The sequence below is a fragment of the uncultured Ruegeria sp. genome, assembly GCF_947504215.1.
Taxonomy (GTDB): domain Bacteria; phylum Pseudomonadota; class Alphaproteobacteria; order Rhodobacterales; family Rhodobacteraceae; genus Ruegeria.
Genome location: NZ_CANNGO010000001.1, coordinates 450,349 through 474,748 on the forward strand (window position 1 = coordinate 450,349; position 24,400 = coordinate 474,748).

At 56.8% G+C, this 24,400-nt stretch carries 26 protein-coding genes and 1 tRNA gene; 13 read left to right on the forward strand and 14 right to left on the reverse strand.

Annotated elements, in window-relative coordinates:
* Positions 1-83 precede the first annotated feature (83 nt).
* From ureG to Q1B21_RS02210, 8 genes are all read right to left on the reverse strand, one after another.
* Positions 84-755, reverse strand: a complete 672-nt coding sequence (gene ureG, locus Q1B21_RS02175; protein WP_299077956.1) for an urease accessory protein UreG — start codon at positions 753-755, stop codon at positions 84-86.
* The gene (locus Q1B21_RS02180) at positions 752-1,399 is read right to left on the reverse strand and encodes an urease accessory protein UreF (protein ID WP_299885346.1); all 648 of its coding nucleotides are present in this window, start codon (positions 1,397-1,399) and stop codon (positions 752-754) included. The genes ureG and Q1B21_RS02180 overlap by 4 nt, the downstream gene beginning before the upstream one ends.
* Positions 1,389-1,841, reverse strand: coding sequence for an urease accessory protein UreE (ureE, locus tag Q1B21_RS02185; RefSeq protein ID WP_299077951.1), 453 nt, complete (start codon positions 1,839-1,841; stop codon positions 1,389-1,391). The genes Q1B21_RS02180 and ureE overlap by 11 nt, the downstream gene beginning before the upstream one ends.
* A 355-nt stretch (positions 1,842-2,196) precedes the next feature.
* Positions 2,197-3,957, reverse strand: coding sequence for an urease subunit alpha (gene ureC / locus Q1B21_RS02190; protein WP_299885351.1), 1,761 nt, complete (start codon positions 3,955-3,957; stop codon positions 2,197-2,199).
* Positions 3,957-4,262 carry an urease subunit beta gene (locus Q1B21_RS02195; protein ID WP_299078795.1) on the reverse strand — a complete coding sequence of 102 codons (306 nt, stop codon included), beginning with the start codon at positions 4,260-4,262 and terminating at the stop codon, positions 3,957-3,959. The genes ureC and Q1B21_RS02195 overlap by 1 nt, the downstream gene beginning before the upstream one ends.
* Complete coding sequence (locus tag Q1B21_RS02200; protein ID WP_299077945.1) at positions 4,259-4,420, reverse strand: hypothetical protein; 162 nt, start codon at positions 4,418-4,420, stop codon at positions 4,259-4,261. The genes Q1B21_RS02195 and Q1B21_RS02200 overlap by 4 nt, the downstream gene beginning before the upstream one ends.
* A gap of 17 nt (positions 4,421-4,437) precedes the next feature.
* Positions 4,438-4,740, reverse strand: a complete 303-nt coding sequence (locus Q1B21_RS02205; RefSeq protein ID WP_298932890.1) for an urease subunit gamma — start codon at positions 4,738-4,740, stop codon at positions 4,438-4,440.
* A 1-nt stretch (position 4,741) separates the two neighbouring features.
* The gene (locus Q1B21_RS02210; RefSeq protein ID WP_299885356.1) at positions 4,742-5,608 is read right to left on the reverse strand and encodes an urease accessory protein UreD; all 867 of its coding nucleotides are present in this window, start codon (positions 5,606-5,608) and stop codon (positions 4,742-4,744) included.
* Positions 5,609-5,954: 346 nt separating this feature from the next.
* Between Q1B21_RS02210 and urtA the strand changes: the two genes are divergently transcribed.
* Genes urtA through urtE form a run of 5 tightly spaced genes read left to right on the forward strand, consistent with a single transcriptional unit; the run spans position 5,955 to position 11,920 of the window.
* The gene (gene urtA / locus Q1B21_RS02215; protein ID WP_299885359.1) at positions 5,955-7,235 is read left to right on the forward strand and encodes an urea ABC transporter substrate-binding protein; all 1,281 of its coding nucleotides are present in this window, start codon (positions 5,955-5,957) and stop codon (positions 7,233-7,235) included.
* A 60-nt stretch (positions 7,236-7,295) separates the two neighbouring features.
* A complete protein-coding gene (gene urtB / locus Q1B21_RS02220) occupies positions 7,296-9,248 on the forward strand; it encodes an urea ABC transporter permease subunit UrtB (protein ID WP_299885361.1) in 1,953 nt (650 codons plus the stop codon).
* Between the two features lie 3 nt (positions 9,249-9,251).
* Complete coding sequence (urtC, locus tag Q1B21_RS02225) at positions 9,252-10,481, forward strand: urea ABC transporter permease subunit UrtC (protein ID WP_299885363.1); 1,230 nt, start codon at positions 9,252-9,254, stop codon at positions 10,479-10,481.
* Positions 10,478-11,218, forward strand: a complete 741-nt coding sequence (urtD, locus tag Q1B21_RS02230) for an urea ABC transporter ATP-binding protein UrtD (protein ID WP_299885366.1) — start codon at positions 10,478-10,480, stop codon at positions 11,216-11,218. Before urtC ends, urtD begins: the two co-directional genes overlap by 4 nt.
* A 3-nt stretch (positions 11,219-11,221) precedes the next feature.
* Complete coding sequence (gene urtE, locus Q1B21_RS02235) at positions 11,222-11,920, forward strand: urea ABC transporter ATP-binding subunit UrtE (protein ID WP_299885368.1); 699 nt, start codon at positions 11,222-11,224, stop codon at positions 11,918-11,920.
* A 296-nt stretch (positions 11,921-12,216) separates the two neighbouring features.
* Here the strand turns inward: urtE and Q1B21_RS02240 are convergent.
* Positions 12,217-12,306, reverse strand: a tRNA-Ser gene (locus tag Q1B21_RS02240).
* A 202-nt stretch (positions 12,307-12,508) separates the two neighbouring features.
* Between Q1B21_RS02240 and Q1B21_RS02245 the strand changes: the two genes are divergently transcribed.
* The 8 genes from Q1B21_RS02245 (at position 12,509) to Q1B21_RS02280 (ending at position 19,912) form a co-directional block, all read left to right on the forward strand.
* Positions 12,509-13,624: an SPOR domain-containing protein gene (locus Q1B21_RS02245; protein ID WP_299080083.1), complete on the forward strand. Its 1,116-nt coding sequence runs from the start codon at positions 12,509-12,511 to the stop codon at positions 13,622-13,624.
* Between the two features lie 15 nt (positions 13,625-13,639).
* On the forward strand, positions 13,640-14,806 hold the full coding sequence (locus Q1B21_RS02250) for a D-alanyl-D-alanine carboxypeptidase family protein (RefSeq protein WP_299885371.1): 1,167 nt from the start codon (positions 13,640-13,642) through the stop codon (positions 14,804-14,806).
* Positions 14,803-15,429, forward strand: coding sequence for a dTMP kinase (gene tmk / locus Q1B21_RS02255; protein WP_299885374.1), 627 nt, complete (start codon positions 14,803-14,805; stop codon positions 15,427-15,429). Before Q1B21_RS02250 ends, tmk begins: the two co-directional genes overlap by 4 nt.
* 3 nt (positions 15,430-15,432) lie before the next feature.
* Positions 15,433-16,554, forward strand: a complete 1,122-nt coding sequence (locus Q1B21_RS02260; protein ID WP_299885379.1) for a DNA polymerase III subunit delta' — start codon at positions 15,433-15,435, stop codon at positions 16,552-16,554.
* Entirely contained in the window at positions 16,551-17,357 is an 807-nt protein-coding gene (locus Q1B21_RS02265; RefSeq protein ID WP_299885382.1) for a TatD family hydrolase, read from the forward strand. The genes Q1B21_RS02260 and Q1B21_RS02265 overlap by 4 nt, the downstream gene beginning before the upstream one ends.
* Positions 17,354-18,151 carry an MBL fold metallo-hydrolase gene (locus tag Q1B21_RS02270; protein WP_299885384.1) on the forward strand — a complete coding sequence of 266 codons (798 nt, stop codon included), beginning with the start codon at positions 17,354-17,356 and terminating at the stop codon, positions 18,149-18,151. Before Q1B21_RS02265 ends, Q1B21_RS02270 begins: the two co-directional genes overlap by 4 nt.
* A gap of 57 nt (positions 18,152-18,208) precedes the next feature.
* Positions 18,209-19,141 (forward strand): AEC family transporter, encoded by a 933-nt coding sequence (locus Q1B21_RS02275; protein ID WP_299885387.1) that lies wholly within the window; start codon positions 18,209-18,211, stop codon positions 19,139-19,141.
* A gap of 72 nt (positions 19,142-19,213) precedes the next feature.
* Entirely contained in the window at positions 19,214-19,912 is a 699-nt protein-coding gene (locus Q1B21_RS02280; protein ID WP_299885390.1) for a CbiX/SirB N-terminal domain-containing protein, read from the forward strand.
* A 43-nt stretch (positions 19,913-19,955) separates the two neighbouring features.
* On the opposite strand, the gene Q1B21_RS02285 is transcribed toward Q1B21_RS02280, so the two are convergent.
* The 5 genes from Q1B21_RS02285 to Q1B21_RS02305 all read right to left on the reverse strand — a co-directional run bounded on the left by Q1B21_RS02285 (position 19,956) and on the right by Q1B21_RS02305 (position 24,340).
* Positions 19,956-20,945, reverse strand: a complete 990-nt coding sequence (locus tag Q1B21_RS02285) for a diguanylate cyclase (protein ID WP_299885393.1) — start codon at positions 20,943-20,945, stop codon at positions 19,956-19,958.
* A complete protein-coding gene (locus tag Q1B21_RS02290; RefSeq protein WP_299885397.1) occupies positions 20,945-21,532 on the reverse strand; it encodes a heme NO-binding domain-containing protein in 588 nt (195 codons plus the stop codon). The genes Q1B21_RS02285 and Q1B21_RS02290 overlap by 1 nt, the downstream gene beginning before the upstream one ends.
* A gap of 121 nt (positions 21,533-21,653) precedes the next feature.
* Positions 21,654-23,213: a trimethylamine methyltransferase family protein gene (locus Q1B21_RS02295; protein WP_299885400.1), complete on the reverse strand. Its 1,560-nt coding sequence runs from the start codon at positions 23,211-23,213 to the stop codon at positions 21,654-21,656.
* Positions 23,214-23,318: 105 nt separating this feature from the next.
* Positions 23,319-24,026, reverse strand: a complete 708-nt coding sequence (locus tag Q1B21_RS02300) for an HAD family hydrolase (RefSeq protein ID WP_299885403.1) — start codon at positions 24,024-24,026, stop codon at positions 23,319-23,321.
* A gap of 29 nt (positions 24,027-24,055) precedes the next feature.
* On the reverse strand, positions 24,056-24,340 hold the full coding sequence (locus tag Q1B21_RS02305; protein ID WP_299885406.1) for a DUF3572 domain-containing protein: 285 nt from the start codon (positions 24,338-24,340) through the stop codon (positions 24,056-24,058).
* Positions 24,341-24,400: the final 60 nt, after the last annotated feature.

Genomic DNA, 24,400 nt, shown 5'->3' on the forward strand with positions numbered 1-24,400 from the left:
CTAAAAACGAAGATTCTGCAGGTCGGTGCGAACCAAGATACTGGCGGTTGCTCTAACTAACCCTCGAATTCATTCCTTGATGCCTATAGTTTTACTTGCCGCCTAGAGGGGATGTGCCGCGCAGAGGCTTTCTCTTCCGGGATCCTTAAACCTCCCACTTGCAGCAGAAGATCCACTACCGCGTCGATCCCTTTCCTATAGCGAAGCGACGTGAATAGATGGGGTCGTCCGTTGCGCATTCTTAGTGCGTCTCGGTCCATAACTTCTAACGAAGCGCCAACATGTGGTGCCAGGTCGGTTTTGTTGATAACCAGAATATCTGATTTGGTAATAGCCGGGCCACCCTTGCGGGGGATCTCCTCACCTGCTGCAACATCAATCACATACAGCGTCACATCTGCCAATTCAGGGCTGAAAGTGGCCGATAGGTTGTCACCACCGCTTTCGATCAAAACAACATCCAGATCAGGATGGCGCGCTTGCATCTCGGCCACGGCTGCCAAATTGATCGACGCATCCTCGCGGATCGCGGTGTGCGGGCAGCCTCCAGTTTCAACACCGATAATCCGGTCCTGAGGCAGGATCTGCATCCGCATCAACGCTTCGGCGTCTTCTTGGGTATAGATGTCGTTGGTGATGACACCGACCGAACACGCATCGCGCAGGACTTCGGACATGGCCGCGGTCAGAGTGGTTTTTCCTGCTCCAACCGGGCCACCGATGCCCACGCGAAGGGGACCGTTCATATTGCTCATGTTCGGAATATCCTTGAGTATTGTGTTTCGTGTTTCATGGACGCGACGTCTGCCAAGAACGCCGTTGAGCTAACGTCATCCAAGCCACCCTGTTGCGCCCCGTCGGCGATGTGAGCACACAGCGGCGTCAGATTTCGGATCAATCTTTGGGCATCAGTCTGACCCAAAGGCACAAGGCGCGTTGCACATGCGACAAGGTTGCTTGCGAATGCTTGCAGAAACATCTTTGTCATCAACAAAACGGGAAGGTTCTGCAATCGTGCAGCATGGCCGACAGAGACCGGGTAAGTGAACTGCTTAAGGTCCAACTCCCAAGTGTTTCCTGTGACAGTCGCGAACGCCTGTCCGAGCAATTGCGTTTCCTTCAACCTTTCCGATGACGCGCAAAAGGCGCGTGAGGTTGCATCGATGCCGACCAATTCATCGATATCCTGCGCGTTGTAGGCCGCCACAGCGAACAAAGCGTCATTCAGCCCTGAGCCGTGTTCCAGCACATCCGAAATCCAGGCCTCGGTGTCCTGCGGACCTGTGACCGTTCCCTCTTCTATCGCTGCCGCCAGCCCATGCGAATACGCAAACGCCCCCACGGGATAGGACGGAGATAACCATTGGCACAGCGTCAGGATATCGGCATCAGTGTGCATGCCCATGCGTCCTGCCGTGCCCATAGGCCCCGCCTTCGGGGGTGAACGGTTCGTGTACTTCTCGAATTGAGGCACCAATTTTCAGAAGCATGTCTCTGATAACGTGATCGACTTGGATCAACAGCCGATCCTTCTCGATCTGGCAAGGCGTGTGGCGATTGCCAATATGCCACGCGATGCGCGTCAGGTCAGGGGCTGTTACCTGCAGAAGCGCTTCGGGTGCAGCCTGTATTTCCACCTCGCGACCGTCATCAAGAACCAAAACGCCGCCGTGGTTCAAAGAGGTCGTTTGCGCCAGGTCGATAAGTATTTGTTCACCGCTCTCGCAGGTCAGAACCTTGCGGCGCAAAAAACGGTCATCATAGGTCAGCGACAGGCAATCTGCTGGCTTGCTGTGCGTATGTTCCAAGTACTGGCGCGCGGTACAGAGAATGACGGTCATGCGATCGCCCTCACTGTAACAGGATTGGTTAGCGCCAGATTAAGTCGGCAAGCACGCGATGAACGATTCGATCGCGCCTCAGATCCCTTTTTTTCAGCTCTTCGTCGCTGAGCGATTACAGGAAGTCGGCTCGCAGAACACGCGATTGAGCTTCGGTCACGCTGCTCAGAGCTGAGTAGATTGACGTAATCAGACTGGGCAGCGAAAAGCGTGTGCGTGTTGTAGAATGTGCCAGTTGGACCTTTGTAAACGTTGATCCTCCCATGGGCTCTAATTTTTGTCATTTCTGCCTCGCTGAGTAGTGCGTGTTTGCTAATGCTTCGGTTGCTTACGCAGCAACGCAGCAAAATCTTGGTCAAAACATAAAGTATCGCTGCGCCATCGGCAGAACCTCGGCCGGTTGGCAGGTCAGCAATTCACCATCTGCGCGGACCTCGTAGGTTTCTGGGTCAACCTCGATATTGGGCGTTGCATCGTTCAGCAGCAGGTCACGCTTGCCGATGTTGCGGGTGTTCTGCACGGCCACAGTTTGCTTAGCTAGCCCTAGTGTATCTCCGATCCCCTCTGCTTGGGCGGCCGCAGAGACGAATGTGATCGCCGAATTTTCGACCGAGCGGCCGTAGGCGCCAAACATCGGTCGGCTATAAACTGGCTGTGGTGTGGGGATTGAGGCATTGGGGTCCCCCATCTGCGCGCAGGCAATGGTGCCGCCCAGCAGAACCATCTCGGGCTTCACACCAAAGAAAGCAGGGTTCCAAAGGACCAAATCGGCACGTTTGCCTTCTTCTATGCTGCCGATTTGATGGCTGAGACCATGTGCGATGGCCGGGTTGATCGTGCATTTGGCGATATAGCGCCGGACGCGTAGGTTGTCGTTCTGGCCGGTTTCCTCAGCTAGGCGGCCCCGCTGTTTCTTCATCTTGTCGGCGGTTTGCCACGTCCGGATCAGGACCTCCCCGACGCGACCCATCGCCTGACTGTCCGAGGCGATGATGCTGAACGCACCCATGTCATGCAGGATGTCTTCGGCCGCGATGGTCTCGCGCCGAATGCGGCTTTCAGCAAAGGCCACGTCTTCGGGGATGGATTTGTCGAGGTGATGGCAGACCATCAGCATATCCAGATGCTCTTCCAACGTGTTCACTGTGAAAGGCCGTGTCGGGTTGGTGGACGAGGGTAGAACGTGGTTTTCGCCGCAGATCTTGATGATGTCAGGGGCGTGTCCTCCGCCCGCACCTTCGGTGTGGAAGGCGTGGATCGTACGGCCCTTCATGGCGGCAACGGTGTTTTCCACGAACCCGGACTCGTTCAAAGTGTCAGTGTGAATCATCACCTGCACGTCCATCGCATCCGCCACGGACAGGCAGCAATCGATGGCAGCGGGTGTCGTTCCCCAGTCTTCGTGCAGTTTCAGGGCGCAGGCCCCAGCTTTGACCTGTTCTTCTAACGCAGCAGGCAGGGAAGCATTGCCTTTGCCTGCAAAAGCCAGGTTCATCGGAAAGGCATCAGCCGCCTGCAACATTCGCCCGATATGCCAAGGGCCGGGGGTGCAGGTTGTCGCCAATGTTCCATGGGCCGGGCCGGTGCCACCGCCCAGCATGGTGGTTAGGCCGGAATGCAGCGCGTCCTCAATCTGTTGAGGGCAGATGAAGTGAATATGACTGTCGAAGCCACCGGCGGTCAGGATGCGCCCTTCGCCCGCGATGATTTCGGTGCCTGGCCCAATGATGATGTCTACACCCGGCTGCGTATCGGGATTTCCGGCCTTACCGATTTTAGCGATGCGTCCGTCTTTCAGACCCACGTCCGCCTTGTAGATACCTGAGTGATCTACAATTACCGCGTTGGTGATGACCGTATCCACTGCCCCGTCGGCGCGTGTGACCTGAGACTGACCCATTCCGTCGCGGATCACCTTTCCGCCGCCGAACTTGACCTCTTCGCCATAGAGCAATGCATTATCGCCGGTTCCACCGGTTGCGGCGCCCCCCGCACGCTCGGCCGTCAGGTCACGTTCAACTTCGATCACCAGATCAGTATCCGCGAGTCGCAGCTTGTCTCCGATGGTGGGGCCGAACATGGCGGCATAATCCGCGCGTTTGATTTGCGTCGGCATCAGAGCGACCCCATGACCTTTTGATTGAACCCATAGACTTTTCGTGCCCCGCCGATGGGGATCAGTGAAACTTCGCGGGCTTGCCCAGGTTCGAACCGAACCGCAGTGCCAGGCGCGATGTCTAACCGCAGGCCATGGGCTTCTTTACGATCAAAATCGAGCGCAGGATTGGTCTCGGCAAAATGATAGTGCGAGCCAACCTGTACGGGGCGATCTCCGGTGTTTGCGACCATCAATGTAATCGCCGTCAAACCGGAATTCAGTGTGATTTCACCTTCGGCCGGGAAAAGCTCGCCGGGGATCATTTCGGCAGCATCCATAACAGCGTGATCGCAACAACGGCAATCAAGGCCAGACCGACGCCCAACGTGGCATAGTCTGCGCCATGGGCGTGAAGATGAGTATCCGTATGGGCCATGGCCGGACCGGACAAAACAAGAGCGGGGAACAGCATGCGGTGCATGGGATTTTCCTCTATATTTAGCGAATGGGGTTGTGGACGGTGACCAGCTTGGTCCCATCCCGAAAAGTGGCTTCGACCTGAACCTCGTGAATCATCTCGGGCACGCCTTCCATGCAGTGGCTACGGGTGATGACCTGGGCCCCGGCCTGCATCAGGTCAGCAACCGAACGCCCGTCACGCGCACCTTCGACCACCGCGTCAGTTATCAGCGCTATCGCCTCGGGGTGGTTCAGCTTGACGCCGCGCACCAAACGCTTTCGGGCGACTTCGGCGGCCATCGCCACCATCAGTTTGTCTTTTTCTCGGGGTGTCAGGTTCATGTCAGAGCATCCAGCATCGTGGGAGGGTGTCGTTGTTCAGTCTTCGCAGAACCGGCATCAGCGCACGGCGAAGCGCGAAGCTGGTTTTCGCCAGCATTCGGATTACCAGCATATCGTTTTGGATGAGGCTCGCCCCAGCAGTGTCTGGCAGCAGATGTCGAACGGGGTCCAACTGGCCCTCGGCCGTAGCCGAGGCAAAGACTACCAGCGCCATCGCGCCGGCACCGTTGGCAATATGCGGTCTGCAAAGATGCGCCTGCAGATCACCGGAGAACCGCATAGCGTCCAGGAAAGCAGGCGCCCCATCACGCAATATCTCGATCCGGTCACGAAGACGGATGTCGGTCAATGTCTCTCCCATGGCCGCGCGGCCAAAAACCAATGGCTCGACCAATAACATGGTCGCATCCGGTTCCATCTCGATCTGCAGTCGACGGTCCAACGCGCTGCCGTTGAACAGAATGGTCTCTTGAGGCAGCCAGTTCAATCGCGCACCCGAGCTGACAGTCAGGTGGTTGGATATCTGTGCGTATGGCCCCGGCTGCGCTTTGTAGGCGCGCTCGCAAGCCTGCGTTGTCAGGGTCAGCGTGGTGCCCTCAGCAGCGTTGGCGGTGAAGCGGAATGAGTCACCGCCAGTTACGCCTCCGGCTGTGTTAAGCAGAACTGCATCAAGCCCCTGTGCCGATGCGCGGGGAAACAGGCACTTAGAAGACCCCGACTGGAGAAGCGTGTCCAAAACCGAGTTTTCGCCCAGTTTTTTTGTGCTCAGGTTGACGACACCCTTCGCACGCGGCGGGTTCGCACCTTGCTGAGGCAATATGGAGGCAAATTGAGTAATGGGGCACCCGCGGAACCTAATTCGTGCCACTTGTTTCTCCGCTGGCGCCTCGGAACGCTATTGCGCGGGACATAATGTAGGCAAAAACCAACTCGTGCGATCAATTTTTAACCACGAGCCTGCGCGGTAGATTAAAAATTAAGCAGATACTGCCGTTTTCCCGAAATGCAGCTCAGGCTGGTTGCTTACTTTGCTGCGATGCAGAAACCGTATGGGTGCCCACAGTGGGGAAAACTCCCGGGGTGTGTGACGGCTGCGCGAATTGGACATCGGACACAACCGCCACACGGAACGCAACAACAGTTGCGGGGATCAGGTAGAAGAAGACAGCACTGTTGTGCAAGTCCTCTTGCTGTGAACCCGCCAGGAGGATTACATGAAATCTCTCAAATCCACGCTCGCCGGATCGGTTGTATTTGCGACCATGGCCACCATCGCGCTATCGGCCGAAGACACGATCAAGGTTGGAGTGCTGCATTCGCTGTCAGGCACGATGGCAATCTCGGAAACCACGCTGAAAGACACCATGCTGATGCTGATCGACCAGCAAAACGCCAAGGGTGGCCTGTTGGGCAAGCAGCTTGAGGCCGTTGTGGTCGATCCTGCCTCGGACTGGCCCCTCTTTGCAGAGAAAGCGCGTGAGCTGCTGACCGTACATGAGGTGGATGTGATCTTCGGCAATTGGACCTCGGTGAGCCGCAAATCGGTTCTGCCGGTGATCGAAGAACTGAACGGCCTACTGTTCTATCCGGTTCAGTACGAGGGCGAAGAGTCTTCGAAAAACGTTTTCTACACTGGGGCCGCACCGAACCAGCAAGCCATCCCGGCCACCGACTATTTTCTGGACGAACTGGGAGTAGAGAAATTCGCACTGCTGGGAACCGACTACGTCTATCCCCGCACAACCAACAACATCCTTGAAAGCTATCTGAAGCAAAAGGGTATTTCGGATGAGGACATATTCGTCAATTACACGCCCTTCGGCCATTCCGATTGGTCCAAGATCGTGTCTGACGTCGTCGCACTCGGCGCCGACGGCAAGAAGGTTGGCGTGATCTCGACCATCAACGGCGATGCAAATATCGGCTTCTACAAAGAACTGGCAGCGGCCGGTGTGTCGGCGGATGACATCCCTGTCGTGGCTTTCTCGGTCGGTGAAGAAGAGCTGTCAGGCCTCGACACCACGAACCTTGTCGGCCATCTGGCGGCCTGGAACTACTTCCAGTCGGCAGACACCGATGCCAATGCTGAATTCATCGAAACATGGAAAACCGCCATGGGCGATGAGCGCGTGACCAATGACCCGATGGAAGCACACTATATTGGCTTCAACATGTGGGTGAACGCCGCGACCACGGCCGGTTCGACCGATGTCGACGCAGTACGCACCGCCATGTACGGGCAGGAATTCCCGAACCTGACCGGTGGTACTGCAGTGATGCTGCCGAACCACCACCTGGCCAAGCCGGTATTGATCGGTGAGATTCAGGAAGACGGCCAGTTCGACATCATCAGCGAAACGGACGTTGTTCCAGGCGACGCCTGGACCGACTTCCTGCCGGAATCGGCGGTTCTGGTATCGGATTGGAAAGATCTGGGCTGTGGGATGTATAACACCGAGACCGAGACCTGCGTTCAGACCCTGTCGAACTACTAAACGATCCTGCAAGGCGGGCGCGATCGCCCGCCTTGCCTCAAGATATTCGGGTTTCACCACATGTTACGACTTTTCCTTGCGGGCCTCGCAATCCTGTGCGCCTGCCTGACCGCCAACGCTCAAGAGGTTGGTCTGCAGCCGATCCTGCAAGAGCATCAGGAAACCATCGCCAAAAGCTCACGCAAGACCATCAAGCCCGCCATTGACGCAATCGCGGCCAGCGGGTTGCCGCAGGCACAAGTGATGCTCGAGACTTGGGGTGCCAAGGATATGTGGATGCGTAAGTCCGACGGGCTGTTCTTTTCTGCTGAACAGGCCGAGGGGCAGTCCTATGTGCTAACTGATTTCGACACGGGCAAGGTCGTCGGTACCATTAAGAAATCCGATTTAAAACAATTGAAACCCAACAGCGGCGTACGTGCTATGATCGGGACTGCTCTGGTACAGTTCCAACTGACCGACCCGGACCGAAAGAAGCGCCTGGCCGCTCTGCAATCCATTCAACGTGACCCCGAAGGCGCTCTGCTCGAACCTCTGCGCGCCTCGATCGAGGACGAAGCCGATGCGGATTTGAGGGCGCGGAAGCAGCGGCTCGAACGGCTGCTGACTATTGGGTATGACACAGACACGGCGGCCCGCGTGGCTGCAATTGAAGACATGTCGGACGATTTGAGCGTCGACGTTCGCGCAGCGTTGAACCCGTTGGTCGTTACCTCACGAAAGGCTGCTGCGGACCTTCCGTTGAATGTTAATGTCGCCGTCATTCTGGAACCCGGATCAGACTCATTGTCGCGGGACGAAGCGTATGACCTGTTGGTCGCCAGCGATCTGGCAGCGCCGCCTGTGTCTCCGGACAACATCCGCACAGCTCTGGCTGGGAATATCGACGGTGGCCGCGTGGGTGGCGTCCCGGTCGCGCAACTGAACACCACCACCGCGCGCGCGCGCGCGTACGCCACTCTGGCCGAAGCCGGAATAGTCCCCGCTTTGGTAACCGAGGCCGATATCGACACGGCACTGGGTGCGCATACGTTCTTTGAAACCTATGCCGAAGCCTCTCCGGAAGTGACCGCCGCCGCCGAAAAGGCGCTGGAACAGATCGAACTTAAGGTTGGCCTGAACCAGTCGCTCGACCTGATGCTGGATGCGATCTCGCTGGCGTCGATCTACTTCCTGGCCGCCATTGGCTTGGCTATCACTTTCGGCGTGATGGGTGTGATCAACATGGCCCATGGCGAATTCATCATGATGGGTGCCTACACTGGCTACGTCGTTCAGCAATTCATCCCCGATCATACGCTCTCTATCATTGTCGCCATCCCGATGGCCTTTGCCGTGACATTTGCCATGGGCGTCGCGATGGAGCGGCTGGTGATCCGCTGGCTCTATTCGCGCCCGTTGGAGACGCTGCTGGCGACGTTCGGCATCTCGATTGCCCTCCAACAGCTGGCCAAGAATATCTTTGGCACGCAGGCTCGACCACTTACTGCACCCGGTTGGCTGGACGGGGCATGGGTGTTGAATGATGTAGTCTCGATCAGCTATATCCGCATCGCGATCTTCGTTCTGGCGCTGATCTTTCTGGGTTTGTTCCTCTACATTATGAAACGCACGCGGCTTGGGCTTGAGATGCGCGCCGTGACGCAAAACCCGCGCATGGCTGGGTCGATCGGGATCAATCCGGGCCGGGTGAACATGCTGACTTTCGGGCTGGGCTCGGGCATCGCCGGGATTGCCGGCGTTGCGATTGGCCTGTTCGCTAAAGTGACCTCGGATCTGGGCAGCGATTACATCGTCCAAAGCTTCATGACCGTGGTCGTTGGCGGTGTCGGCAACATCTGGGGGGCACTGGCAGGCGCCGGGATGATCGGCTTCCTGCAGAAAGGGATCGAGTGGATGAACCCGTCGAACACCCTCGCGGCGCAAACCTACATGATCGTTTTCATCATCATTTTCATCCAGTTCCGGCCGAGGGGCATCGTCGCCCTAAAAGGCCGCGCAGCGGGGGATTGAGCCATGGAACGTAGTTTTGTTGCCAAGAACCCATCGGTGCTGGTCTTTCTGGCCATCCTGTCGCTGTTCACTTTGAGTGTGACCGTCCTGTCGGAAGGGTTCGGGATCGGCGTGATCTCGACCAGTTTCGTCAAGACGCTGGGCAAGACCCTGTGCCTGTGTCTGATCGCAGTGGCGATGGATTTGGTCTGGGGTTTCACCGGCATCCTCTCACTGGGCCACTTCGCGTTCTTCGGGTTAGGCGGCTATATGATAGGTCTGTGGCTGATGTATGAGCGCACACGCCTCATCGTCGTCGAGTCCCTATCGCAAACCGAAATCCCGCCCACCCCATCCGAGATCGCAGATGCCATCGGCAACCAGATTTTCGGTGTCGTTGGATCATCTGAATTCCCGCTGATCTGGGCGTTCTCAGACAGCCTGTTTTTGCAACTGGCTCTGGTGGTGCTGATTCCAGGTCTGTTGGCGCTGGTTTTTGGTTGGTTGGCGTTCCGTAGCCGGGTCACCGGCGTATACCTGTCGATCCTAACCCAAGCGATGACGCTGGCTCTGGCGTTATATCTGTTCCAGAATGACAGCGGATTGCGCGGAAACAACGGGCTGTCGGGCTTGCAGAACTTGCCCGGCGTCACCGCTTCGCAGGACGTGGTGTCGATCTGGTTCCTCTGGGCGTCTGCGCTGGCGCTCGGTCTTGGATACATGCTGGCCGCATGGGTTGTCTCTGGCAAGTTCGGTTCAGTTATACGCGGTATCCGCGACAACGAAGCCCGTGTGCGCTTCCTTGGCTATTCAGTCGAAGCCTATAAACTCGCCGTCTTTGCCCTAACCGCCTGCATCGCAGCCATCGCGGGTGCGCTATATTACCCGCAGGCAGGCATCATCAACCCCGAAGAAATGGCCCCGATCGCCTCGATCTATTTGGCTGTTTGGGTTGCCATTGGCGGACGCGGCCGTCTGTATGGCGCGGTCATCGGCGCGGCGTTTGTCAGCCTTCTTAGCACGTGGTTCACCGGTGGACAGGCTCCGGATATCCCTTTGGGCGTTTACACGATCAAATGGGTCGATTGGTGGCAGGTTCTGCTGGGCGTGTCCTTCGTTCTGGTCACGCTGTTCGCCCCGCAAGGTATCGGTGGGCTGTTCGATCTGCTGGCCAATCGTCGCCCGTTGGATCGTCATGGCGCTAATCTTGGCCCGGATGACGGGGCTCTTCGCGAAAAGGAGGCCACCGAGTGAGCACTTTGTTAGAAGTCAGCGGCGTCTCGGTTACCTTTGACGGGTTTCGCGCCATCAACAACCTGTCGTTCCAGATCGGCAATGCCGAACTGCGCGCCGTGATCGGACCAAACGGTGCAGGCAAAACAACGTTCATGGATATTGTCACTGGCAAAACCCGACCCAATGAAGGCCGGGTCATCTGGGGCGAAAAATCCGTATCCCTGCTGCGTAAGAGCGAGGCCAAGATCGCGCAGATGGGGATCGGGCGGAAGTTCCAGAAACCCACGGTGTTCGAGGATCAGACCGTTCAGGAAAACCTGCTGATGGCCTTGAAGAACAAGCGCGGGTGGTTTGGCGTTTTGTTTTATCGCCCCTCGCCTACGGATTTAGACGGGGTCGAGCAGCTGGCTTTTGAGATCGGCCTAAAAGACGAACTGCCCCGCAAGTCAGGCGAGCTGAGCCACGGACAAAAGCAATGGCTGGAAATCGGGATGCTACTGGCACAGGAACCGCGCCTGTTGCTCGTGGACGAACCCGCCGCTGGGATGACCCCGCACGAACGAGAACACACGACCGAGCTCCTGGTGCAGGCCGCCAAGACCCGTGCGGTGGTCGTTGTTGAACATGACATGGAGTTCGTCCGCCGCCTGAACTGCAAGGTCACTGTGCTGCACGAGGGGTCGGTTCTGGCAGAAGGCAGCCTTGATCACGTGACATCGAATCAGGACGTTATTGATGTCTATTTGGGGCGCTAGACGATGCTGAAACTAACAGATCTGACTTTGCACTACGGGCACTCCCGAATCCTTAACGGCATCTCAATGGAGGCCATGCAAGGCGAAGTGACCTGCGTGATGGGGGCCAATGGCGTTGGGAAAACCAGCCTGCTTAAGGCAATCTCGGGTACGCATCCGCGCTCGGGTGGTGAAGTGGAGCTAGACGGAGATCAACTGCCGATCTTGCCCGCCCATCGTATGGCTTGGAAAGGTGTGGCCTATGTCCCCCAGGGTCGCGAGATTTTCCAATTGCTCACCGTTCGTGAAAACCTTGAAGCGGGGTTCTCTTGCCTTCCCAGCAGCGAACATTTCATTCCGGACGAGATTTTCGATCTGTTCCCGGTGCTCAAACAAATGCAGAGCCGGCGCGGAGGCGACCTTTCAGGTGGTCAGCAACAACAATTGGCGATTGCGCGCGCTTTGATAACAAAACCTAGGCTATTGCTTCTGGACGAGCCTACTGAAGGTATTCAACCGAACATAATCCAGCAAATTGGTGAAGCCATTCGGCACCTCAGAACTACCAGGGGGATGGCAATTGTCTTGGTGGAGCAGTACTTCGATTTTGCCTATGACCTTGCTGACAGGCTTGTCGTGCTGCGACGCGGAGAAGTCATGATCAAAGGAGCAAAAGGGGATCTAATGCGCGAACAAGTATTGCAAGCCGTAACAGTCAAGTAACAATCGTAGACTTAGGCTTCGAGATAGGCCGCGTCCAAGTGGTTGAAAATCATCAACTACTCACGCTCCATACTCAACAACTTTGAGCTATTTCCGATCTTTCCCTGTGAATTGCCGGATATCAGGGAAAACTCCTCGAAGCAAACCCGCTAAAACAAGGCACCGAGACTTTGGCTCGAATTACACTTGTGGAGTGTGACGCGAACGGTTTTTGCCCTGGAACAGGCAAAGCAACCAGCGGGAATTGCGGCGCAAGTCCGAGGCAGAAACCACAATTGAAGTAAGACGGGCTTTGGTGGCGGGGAGACAGGGATTCGAACCCTGGGAACGCTCTCACGTTCAACGGTTTTCAAGACCGCCGCATTCGACCACTCTGCCACCTCCCCGCGTGAGGCAGGGTCTAAGGCGAACTTAATTCAGAGGCAAGTCGAAATCGGGAAATCTTGCCGAAGCAAGTGCAGCAGTCTTTCCATGACACATCACCCGCGTTATGATCCGGGCGAAAGACCGTAGCAGGCTGGCACGCAGAACCAGCCGACCGGCGGCGGGGCTCGGAAAACGAGGTCCCATCAGGCAAGGGATGAAAAGATGAAGCGAGCGACCGAGACACGCGCAGGGCCGAAGAGGCTGGCGTATCTGGCTTTGACTTTTGCAGTGCTATCTGGATGTGAGGAAACTCTGGGATCAGCAGAGAAACCAGAAGAAAACACAGGAAAGATTGAGCTTTTGCCGGAGGTATCAAGCGGTTCCCAGCGTGATGTTGAAGCCCCTGATGTCTTTGAGGTAACCGAAGCCGGACTGTGGGATGGCAGACCGTCCCTGGGGGGAATCTGGGTTGCACATCCCGATGTCACCCAGCCCGAACGCGTTGTTATCAAGAACACGTCCAACAACAAGACAACAACAGGCGCTTTGTTCCGGCGCGAGCGCAACTTGCCCGGCCCTGCACTTCAAGTATCATCTGCCGCAGCTGAAAAGCTGGGAATGCTGGCTGGCGCTCCAACCAAAGTGAACGTTGTTGCTTTGCGTCGTGAGGCCGTTGAAGAAACCCCGCCCCCGGCCGAAAAAGCGCCGGAAGCCGACAATGCCACCGAAGAACCTGAGGCATCGGCGGAAACCGTGTCAGCAGAGGACACAGGTCAGGACGCGACGCCGGAAAAGCCTGCCAAGCGGAAGTGGTGGCAAAAGAAAGAGCCTGCGGTTGCCGCGTCTGCCGGTGCAGTCGTTGCAGCAACGGATGAGACCACCGAGGCGGCAACTGAAGCGGCCACCGAGGCCGCGACATCGCCAGGGCTGTCGGATGCACCGGTCGCAGCACCAGCCGAACAACCTGCCAAGCGGAAGTGGTGGCAAAAGAAGCAACCAAACGAAATCACTGAAACGCCCCTTGATCCGATCGAGGGTGCGGCGGCTGCAATCGATGCCGCCGAACCGACCCCGGCGGCAGCCGCTACAGCAACCGGATCAACGCTTACGAAACCATATGTGCAGGTTGGTACTTTTGGCGTAGAGACCAATGCAAACAGCGCAGCTGAAAAGATCCGCAAAGGCGGTTTGTCTGCTGAGGTGCGCGAGCTAAAGACTGAAGACAAGACGGTCTGGCGGGTTCTGGTCGGACCTGCCACCACCCGTACAGAGCGCAAAGCCATTCAGAGCAGTGTTAAGTCTCTTGGCTTTAACGACGCTTTCACCGTGTCCAACTGAAACAGGAGGCTTAGCGTGCTATCCTCATTGCGAACATCCGTTTTGACGCTCGGGTTGGCCATTTTGGCCTTGCCCGCACATGCGTTCGATACCTCGGCCCGTGCGGCCTATGTGATTGACCAGACAACAGGCACGGTTCTGCTGTCGAAAGAGGCCGATCAGCCTTTGCCGCCTGCATCAATGTCCAAGCTCATGACGCTCTACGTTGCGTTCGAGGCGTTGCGGGATGGGCGTCTGACGTTGAGCGAGACGCTGCCAGTGTCTGAACACGCAATGAGCTATGGCGGCTCAACGATGTTTTTGAACACTCAAGACAGGGTCAGTGTCGAAGATCTGCTGCGCGGGATCATCGTCTTGTCAGGCAATGATGCCTGCGTCGTTATCGCAGAAGCGCTCAGCCCTGACGGGACTGAGGCTGGTTTTGCGCGCTACATGACCCAGCGTGCCAAGCAAATGGGTATGAACAATTCGAATTTTGCCAATTCAAACGGCTGGCCCGCGGCAGGGCATATGATGTCCGTGCACGATCTTGCCGTCTTGGCCAATGCTTTGATCACCGATTTTCCGGAATACTACCCGTTGTTTGCCGAAGAGGTCTTTGAGTTCGATGGAAGGGCCCCGTCCAACGCACGAAACCGCAATCCCTTGCTGCGTCTCGATATCGGCGCAGACGGCTTAAAGACCGGACATACGCAAGAAGCGGGGTACGGCCTCGTCGGCTCGGCTAAACAAGGCGACCGTCGCGTGATCTTCGTACTGACCGGCATCGACAGCACCGGCCAGCGCGCAGAGGAGGCTGAGGCCGTGGTTAACTGGTCGTTTCGAAATTTTGTCGAGAGGACAGTTGCCGACGCGGAAGCGCCAATAGCGGAAGCAAGGCTGTGGATGGGCGAAAAGAAGACAGTTAGCCTGGTGCCCGAAGGCGACTTGACGGTTCTGTTCCCGGTTCTGGGCACGCAAGACGTCGAAGCCGAGGTGGTCTATGAGGGGCCCATCAACGCCCCAGTTTCAAAAGGTCAGCAACTGGCTGAGCTTGTGATCAAACCCGAAGGCTTGCCCGAAATCCGCCGCCCCCTTGTCGCGGCCGAGGACGTGGCAATCGGTGGTTTCCTTGTGCGCATGCTGACCGTTGGGGGCATTGTTCTGAAGGATGTTATCAACAAACCGCTGGAGTCGATGTGACACAGCGCGGGTTGTTTCTGACCTTTGAAGGCATTGATGGATCAGGAAAGTCAACGCAGGCAAGGATGCTTGCCGAGCATCTGCGCGAAACTGGCCGCGACGTGATATTGACCCGCGAGCCCGGCGGATCTGCCGGAGCCGAAGAAATTCGCAGCCTCGTGCTGGAGGGTGATCCCGACAGATGGTCAGCAGAAACGGAAATCCTGCTGTTCACCGCCGCCCGTCGTGACCATCTTGAACGCACGATCGAGCCTGCATTGACTGCAGGCAAAGTCGTGATCTGTGACCGCTTTGCAGACAGTACTCGCATGTATCAGGGCCTGTCTCGTGGCGACTTGCGCGGCTTGGTGGACCAGTTACACAGCCTGATGATCAAGCGCGAGCCAGACATGACGGTTTTGATAGACATGGACCCTGACACTGGCCTGTCCCGCGCCAAAGGTCGGCAAGGCGCCGAAGAACGGTTCGAAGATTTTGGCCCCGCTTTACAACGTAAGATGCGCGCTGGTTTTCTGGCGCTGGCAGAAGAGTTTTCTGACAGATTCCGTATCGTGGATGGGAATCGGGACATGGACAGCGTCGCCCGCGATGTGACAAAGATCGTTACAGCAGCTTTGCGATAGAAGATGAGCGACGACACCCCAACCCCAGATCAGGCGCCCGGCGCCCCACACCCGCGCGAAACACCCCGCATCTTCGGACAGGACGCGGCCGAGCAAGCCTTTTTGGCCGCCTACAATTCGGATCGGCTGCACCACGGCTGGCTACTGACCGGTCCGCGCGGCGTGGGCAAGGCAACACTTGCGTGGCGCATCGCGAGGTTTCTTCTCGCCACAGCTCCGACGGATGACGGCGGGTTGTTTGGCGCGCCGCCACCGCCTGAGACGCTGGATATCGACCCCGATCATCCGGTTTGCCATCGCATGTTGGCGGGCGCAGAGCCCGGACTGGCGGCGATTACCCGTTCGTTGAACGATCAGGGCCGCCGGAGAGCTGAAATTGTTGTGGATGACGTCCGCAAGCTCGGGCGGTTTTTTGGCTTGTCATCCGCCGATGGCGGGCGCCGGGTTGTGATCGTCGATGCGGCCGATGAAATGAACGTCAGTGCGGCCAATGCGCTTTTGAAGATGCTCGAAGAACCGCCGGCGCGCACGACACTGTTGCTGGTATCTCATCAACCCTCGCGCCTGCTGCCAACTATCCGGTCGCGGTGCCGCACTCTACGCCTGTCCCCGCTTGGGCCAGAGGACATGCAAGCCGCCCTTGCGCAAACAGGGGCAGATGTCCCCGCGCAACCAGATCATCTGGCGGCCTTGGCGGCAGGATCAGTCGGGGACGCCGTACGCCTGATCAATCTTGGCGGGCTCGAGACTTATGCCGAATTGATCGCCATTCTGGGCACCCTGCCCCGCATGGACAGACAGCGCGCGCTGGCGTTGGCCATGGCTGCAGCCCAGCGTGGGGCGGCAGAACGGTTTGAGCTTTTGTTGACGTTGATTGACGTCGCTTTGGCGCGATTGGCTTTGACAGGGGCAACCGGCGCGCCGCCCTCACCCGAAGCTGCACCGAACGAGGCTGAAATTCTGACGCGCTTGTCTGCTTCACCGCATCAAGCGCGCCGTTGGGCCGAGGTTGCCGCCGTTGTGACAGCGCGCGGTCGACACGGTCAGGCGGTGAACCTTGACCCTGCGGCTTTGGTCCTAGATACGGTGTTCAACATACAGGAAGCCGCCGGTCAGAACAGATGAGCGTTACCCCCCAAATCACGGACAGCCATTGCCATCTGGATTTCCCGGATTTCGACGGGCAACTGGATGAGATTGTCACCCACGCCGCGCAGGCTGGTGTGACCCGTATGGTGACAATCTGCACGCGGCTTCGAAACGAACCAACCGTTCGTGCCATTGCTGAAACCTACGCGCCGGTGTTTTACGCTGCCGGCACCCACCCGATGAGCGCCGCCGAGGAACCACTGGCGACCGCCGATGAATTGGTGGCGCTGGCACAGCATCCGAAATTCGTTGGCATCGGCGAAAGCGGGTTAGATTATCACTACACAGCGGACAGCGCCGCACTGCAAAAGCAATCATTGCGCGTTCACATCGAGGCAGCGCAACGCACGGGCCTGCCTCTGATTATCCACGCCCGCGCAGCAGATGACGATATGGCCCGCATTTTGTCCGAAGAGTTCCGCAATGCGCCCTACGGCTGCGTGATGCACTGCTTTTCCTCTTCTGCAGAGCTTGCCAAGGCAGCGCTGGATTTGGGTTTTTATCTGTCCATGTCGGGTATCGCGGCTTTCCCCAAAAGCCAGGAATTGCGCGATATTTTTTCAAGCGCGCCTGTAGATCGGATTCTGGTCGAAACTGACGCGCCTTATCTGGCCCCGCCGCCCTATCGCGGGAAACGCAATGAACCAGCCTATACTGCGCATACGGCGCAAAAAGGGGCAGAGATTTTCGAAATGGATTACGCTGCCTTTGCGGCCCAGACACAGGCGAATTTCGATCGGCTTTTTACTAAGGTCGCCGCGTTCAAGGCGGCTGCATGACCCAGCTAAGATGCACCATTCTGGGCTGCGGGTCATCCGGCGGCGTCCCCCGTTTGGGTGGACACTGGGGTGATTGTGATCCTGCAAACCCCAGGAACATTCGCCGGCGATGCTCAATGCTGGTTGAACGTGACGGTCCAGAGGGGACAACCTCTGTCCTGATCGACACCACACCGGATATGCGCGGTCAACTTTTGGATTCGGGGACCGGTCGATTGGACGGTGTGGTCTATACGCATTCGCACGCCGATCACGTCCATGGAATCGATGATTTGCGGATGATCGTGTTCAACATGAAATCCCGCGTCCCAGTCTGGGCCGATGGGGATACACAAAATGCCTTGTTGGGACGCTTCGGATACGCGTTTATTCAGCCCGAAGGCTCGCCCTACCCGCCTATTCTGGACCTAAAAACCATTGATGGCCCTTTTGAAATTGATGGTCCTGGCGGACCCATCCCGTTTCGCCCATTCAAAGTAAACCACGGCTCGATCGACTCGTTAGGATTTCGGATGGGGAAACTTGTGTACCTGCCTGATGTGGCGGAAATCTATGACGATGCATGGCCGGAGCTTGAGGGCTTGGACTGCCTTGTCATCGACGCCCTCCGCCGCTCACCACACCCGACCCACACACATCTGGAAAAGACGCTTGGTTGGATTGCAAAACTGGAGCCCAAACAGGCGGTTCTAACCAATATGCATATCGATCTCGATTTCGCGACCGTCGAGGCGGAAACTCCCGATCATATCACCCCCGCCTATGACGGTATGGTGATCCATCAGGCGCTGTAAGGCTCTGCCCGGAACACCGCGGATATCACCGTCTGTGGCACAGCCAATGGAGGTGAAATGCTCCAGAGTCTGATCGACGTCATCCTTCCGGTGTTTCTGGTTATCGGTGCTGGTTATGCGGCAACCCGCTCGGGGTACTTCAACGAAGTTCACGTCGATGGGTTGATGAAATTCACCCAGGGCTTCGCCATCCCTTGCCTGCTGTTTTTGGCAATCGCGCATCTCGACCTGAGCGCCAGTTTCGATCCACGGCTACTGGCCAGCTTCTATTCCGCTGCCGCGCTTTGTTTTATGACTGGCCTGTTTGGCGCACGCATCATCTTTGGTCGTGACTGGGAAGACTGCGTTGCCATTGGGTTCTGCTGCTTGTTCTCAAACTCAGTCTTGTTAGGTCTACCAATCACCGAACGTGCGTATGGCCCCGAGAACCTCACAGGCAACTATGCGATCATCGCGTTCCATTCCCCGTTTTGCTACTGCGTTGGAATCACCGTCATGGAAGTGGTGCGCAACCGGGGACATGGCGGGGTGCGTATGGCACGGTCCGTATTGTCCGCGATGTTTAAAAATGCACTGATCCTTGGGATCGCGTTGGGGTTTCTAGTCAATCTGTCAGGTTTTGCCATTCCGGCCGTTGTTGACGAGGCCCTTGGCTTGGTAACCCGCGCCGCCCTGCCCGGCGCTTTGTTTGCGCTGGGGGGCGTGCTGGTCAAATACAAACCCGAAGGTGATCTGCGTACCATTGCCTATGTGTGTGCAATCTCTTTGATGTTGCATCCTAGCCTGGTTTGGATGTTCGGAAAATCCACTGGGCTGCCGCAGGATTTGTTTCGATCAGGTGTCTTGAACGCAGCAATGGCGCCAGGGTTCAACGCGTACATCTTTGCCAATATGTATGGCCGCGCCAAACGTGTCGCGGCCTCGTCCGTACTGATTGGGACGGCTGCATCAATTCTAAGCGTCTGGCTTTGGTTGACCCTCTTGGGCTAAGCCCACGCGACGCACGGATTGACAATTTGTGGCGGCGGTACATCTATCGCACAATTGGACAGGAGCCTTCGCATGCCGCATGCCATCATCGTCGCCCATGGTCAGCCCTCTGACCCCGAGCCCGCCGAGGCGGCGCTTGCAGATTTTGCTGCCAAGGTTGACGCTTTGACAACAGATGTATCCGTTCATTCCGCTACCTTAGCTGCGCCAGGCACGTTCGAGGGTCGGATGGACGGCCTACCCGAAGATACCGTGATCTATCCGCTTTTCATGGCGAAAGGCTGGTTCGTGACCAGCGCATTGCCGAAACGCGTAGGAGACCGGAACTTGCGCATTCTAGATCCGCTGGGCATCGATCCTGAACTACCCAAACTTACTGCGCGCGCGCTGCACACCACACTATCTGACAAGCGATGGGAGGCCGCCTCAACCGATCTGGTCGTCGCTGCGCATGGCTCCGGTCGCAGCCGCAACCCGTCCGCCGTTGCGGCGGAATTCGCATCGAAACTAGGACAATTGGTTTCTTTCAACTCAATCCGAGTTGGGTTTGTTGAAGAAGCCCCACCCATCGCCACAGCTGCTAGCGGATTAGGCGTGCAGGCCCTGTGTCTTCCATTCTTTGCCTGCACCGGCGGGCATGTTTTGGAGGACGTTCCGGAAGAGCTGGGCCGGGCGGAGTTTAAGGGGGTCGTTTTGCCAGTGGTCGGAGAACTACCGCCAATCCAGCTGCAAATCGCAAAGAAATTAAGTCTTGCGCATCAATCAGCTTAGACCTTGCGGCGCAAACGCCCTTCTGTTGATGCATCAAGCAAAGCTACTGCTGGGCCTTTGACAAGGTCGAATAAAGGCGATGGCAGGATCGCCCGTCTCGTTTAGCCTGATAAAGGGCAAGGTCGGCAGCATGAAGAAGTTCTTCCGCTTCTGGTGCCCTAAACTGTGTTGATAAGGCGGTCCCAATGCTTGCAGATACGTGGCAAGTCTGCTGCTGGAACGTCATCGGTTCATTCAACCTGAGGATAAGTCGTTCAGCAATCGACGCGAGCGTTTCTTCACGTGTCAGGCCTTTAAAAATAATGACAAACTCATCGCCTCCGACCCTCGCCACTGTGTCATCGCCACGCGTTTCTTCGACCATGATACGCGCCGCTTGCTGCAGGACAAAATCGCCTGCCGCATGGCCCAACCTGTCATTCACGGATTTGAAGAAATCAAGATCCAGATGCATCAGGGCAAAACTGGAATTGGAAAAAGTCAGGTGGTCAAGCATATGGTCCATTGCCCGCCGGTTTTTCAATCCTGTCAACGTGTCCGTATAGGCCTTTTCCTCGGCGGCGAGCATGGCCCCCTGAAGCCTGAGGTTCAGAGACCGTGAGGCCTCCATCGCTGCAGACTTGGCCTCGACAAGATACAGAAGTTCGATTGCCAAATCAGTGCCCGAGAAGTCCGCGCTTGTCAGAGCATAGTCGCGTACGGCATCCAAGATCGAGATACCAAAGGACAGGTTGATGACAGCCCCTTCGCCATGCTGCAAAGGGGCGACCAATCCTTTTAGGGCAGTGCGCGGTTCATCATGGAACTTAAGGTGCAGCTTTGCACCAGCCATCGACATGAGCGCAGGAATCGTTGTGACCGTTCGGGGACGGATCAGCTCGAAGATATCCAGAAAGCTGGAACCCACTAACGGGATATTGGGGCGCAGTTTTTGTAGGGTTGGTCCTGCCTGCCGAATGTCCCCCTTCTCGTCTATCAGCAGGAACATCGGGCACAAGGTTTCGAGAAGGCTCGCCAGGTCTTGGGTGTTCATTACTCCGCACGCGCCCCCAAATCAAAGTGGCGACCTTCGGAAAAAGCACTCTCTACCAGCGTTACTGTGATCACCTCAGCGGTTTCGTGCTGCCCGTCATGCGACAGTATAACCAGCGCACCATAGTCGTCAGCCATTGCGCGCAACACGCCAACCATGACGCTCGAGTAACCTGGCAAACCCGGATCGCAGAGCAGTTGGTACCCTGTCATGGATAGTTCTCTCAGTTCGAGCGCTGGCAGGGCGAGGTCGGAGACAGCCAATCTGACACGATCAGACAAATCGTCGAGGGAATGCAGAAACTCCACATAGGTTCCGCCGCCAAACCGCAGCAAACGGCGCAGCCCCTCCATGTTTGGGTGAGACACAAGATAGGTGCCGACATCCTCCAGGATTTCCGCTTTCGGGCGGCCAATTTCTGCGCTCAACACGTCCATAACACGAATGGAGACATCATCATCGTAGATGAGCATTGCCTCGAACTCGACAAAACCCAGCTCCGCAGCCTCGGTAACGCGCAGCCAGCACGACCGACCATAGGTTGCGCGTACAAAAGACTGAATCGCCCGATTGATCAGACCATGCATGAGATGCCTCAGATTAATTGCTTCTCAATTTTGGTCCGACAAACCTTAACAAACAGCCAAAATCACCTCCAAGATACCGCGAATGCAACCGAGTATCAGAGCGACACCAGTCCAGTAGTCACTAGAAATCCGTAGGCGCACCGCCTTCTGCTTTTCGGCGCGCGACGAAATCGGCAAGCTCGTCTCGTATCCCATCATCAATGGCAGGCGGTTCAAAGCTTGAGATAATCTCTTTGAACATGTGATGCGCGCGTTCGGCGGTCCAGATACCACCGGCAACGTCCCATCCTTCGTAGTTTTTCCAATCGCTAAGGAAGGGTTGGTAAAAGGCTGTGGTGTAGCGGTCCTGTGTGTGCTGAATTCCAAAGAAATGGCCATCGTTTCCGACCGAACGAATAGCATCCAACGCAATTTCATCTGGCCCCGTTGCCGTCAGTGCGGGATCCATATAGCGCTGAATTTGCTGAAGGATTTCGCAATCCATGATAAACTTTTCCGGGCTTGCTATCAGCCCGCCTTCGAGCCAGCCTGCGGCGTGATAAACCATATTCGTGCCCGACTGCACCGCAGCCCAAAGCGAATTTGAAGTTTCCCACACTGACTGCCCATCCGGTACATTCGCCGCGCAAACACCAGAGGATCGCATAGGCAACCCATAATACCGCGCCATCTGCCCCGTCATCTGGGTAGAGCGCATGTATTCGGGTGTGCCAAAAGCGGGTGCGCCGGATTTCATATCCACATTCGACGTAAAGGTCCCAATCACGCAAGGAATGCCGGGGCGTACATATTGGAACAACGCAATCGCGCATAACGCTTCGGCCAAAGATTGAGCAACCGCACCCGCCATTGTAACCGGCGCCATAGCACCGGCCAATGTAAACGGAGTCACGACTATGGCCTGCCCACGGCGCGCCAAACGCAGGCAGCCGTCAATCATCGGATGGTCGTGTTTCAGCGGTGAGGTCGAGTTGATGTTGGTGTACATCCGAGGTGTCGCCTCAAACTCTTCATGGCTGTGACCGCCTGCGATGCGCACCATCTCCATGACATCTTCAACGCGTTCTTTCCCTAGCGAGTATGCATGCATCGCTTTGTCCGTCAGGGTCAGCTTGTCATACAGCACATCAAGGTGGCGAACACTTGCATGTATATCCACCGGTTCGACCGGATACCCACCCGCAAAATGGATACAGTTAAAATACTGCGTCAGTTTCAACAGATTCCGGCACATCTCACGATTGCCGGGAACCTTGGTTCCAATTTCCATGTCCCAATAGTTCGGCGGCGACGAAACATTTCCAAACAGCAGGTTTTTACCGCCAATCTCGATCTTTCGACTCGGATTTCTTGGCGTGATCGAAAACTGGCTTGGCGCCTTCGCCACCATTTCCATCACAAAATCACGCCCCATGCGGACGTTATCGCCTTCTATGGTACAGCCCGCTTCTCGCAGGATACCGATGGCCTCTTCATTGTAGAACTCGATGCCGATTTCTTCGAGGATACGCATCGCCCCGTCATGGATCGCCTCAATCCCGTCCTGATCCAAAGGCTCGGTCGGTTGATCCGTGTTGATCGGTGGGTTCCATGGCATTTGATCAATGGCCGCGCTGCCTCGGCGAGCAGCCGCCCCTGCGCGTCCACCGCCCCGACGTTTGCGTGTTTTCGTGTCGGCCATCGTCGCCTCCTGCGTTTGCTTTTGTCCAAGCAAGCCCCGAAGACGGGCATCAAGCCGCTCTGTCTGCGACAGAGTGTGTCGGTTTTTACGATCCGATTGCTGAATTCAAAGTTTGGCGTGTTGGTTTTCCAGCAGCCAGCCGGGAATGTGTCCGATGTCCGGCAGGACAACATCCGCCATCGGCGCCAATGCTTCGGCCGAGGCCAACCCAGTCAAAACACCGATTGTTGTCATGCCTGCAGCACGCCCGGCCTGCAAATCGTGCAAGCTGTCGCCCACCATCGCGATACGCGCCGGCTCAACACCGACATGCGCCGCAAATGCCAGCAATTGGCCAGGGCCAGGTTTGAAACCATGACCGCTGTCATAGCCCGCGACAAAGTCGAAATGCTGTCTGACCCCGGCAGATACCAAGTGTTCAAGCGCGGGGTGTTCACTGTCGTTTGTCGCGATCCCCAACTTGATTCCCGAGTTCTGAAGCCGCTCCAGCAATGGAGCCAAAGGGGTAGCCGGTGCCTGTGGAACCGCCGCTGCTTCGGCATTCATCAGTTCAACCAGTTCACCGAATGACATGTCTTCGACGTGTGGAACCAGAACCTCGGCGATTTCGTCCACGGTTGCGGCAATCACGATACTGTCTTCGGCATAACGCTGCTGCTGAAAATCGAACCCGATGATTTGCCCAAGTTCCGTCGCGCGCGTTTCATCTTGGTTGCTCAAACGCAGCAGCATGGAGCGTCCGAACACCCCCCATGTGTTAGCAAAGTCGAACAAAGTACCGTCCTTGTCGAAGACGATGGCGTCAATTGGCATTGAGTGAGTGCTCCTGCAAAGTCTATCGTTCAGGTCCAGTGCGTGTCAGCATTGCCTGACAATGCCGCGCGCGCCTGAGCGGGGCGGTCGTAGGGGATCGAATTGGTGTCACAAAACGCCATGACCCAGGAATCGTCAAGCATCAGAAAATCCAGAACAGACACCGCAAAATCCGGATCCCCCGCTCTGTCACGCAGGTCTTCTGTTGCAGCGCCTGTAGATCCCAGGAAAACGGGCAGCAACTCGTCATTGCCGACAAGCCACGCAAGGGCCCTCAGCGCCAGTGTTTCGGCGGAATCGGTAGAGATCGGCATAAACGAGCCTCAGGATCGGTTTTGGAAAGGGTTTATTAACCAGACTCATAAACACTTTGT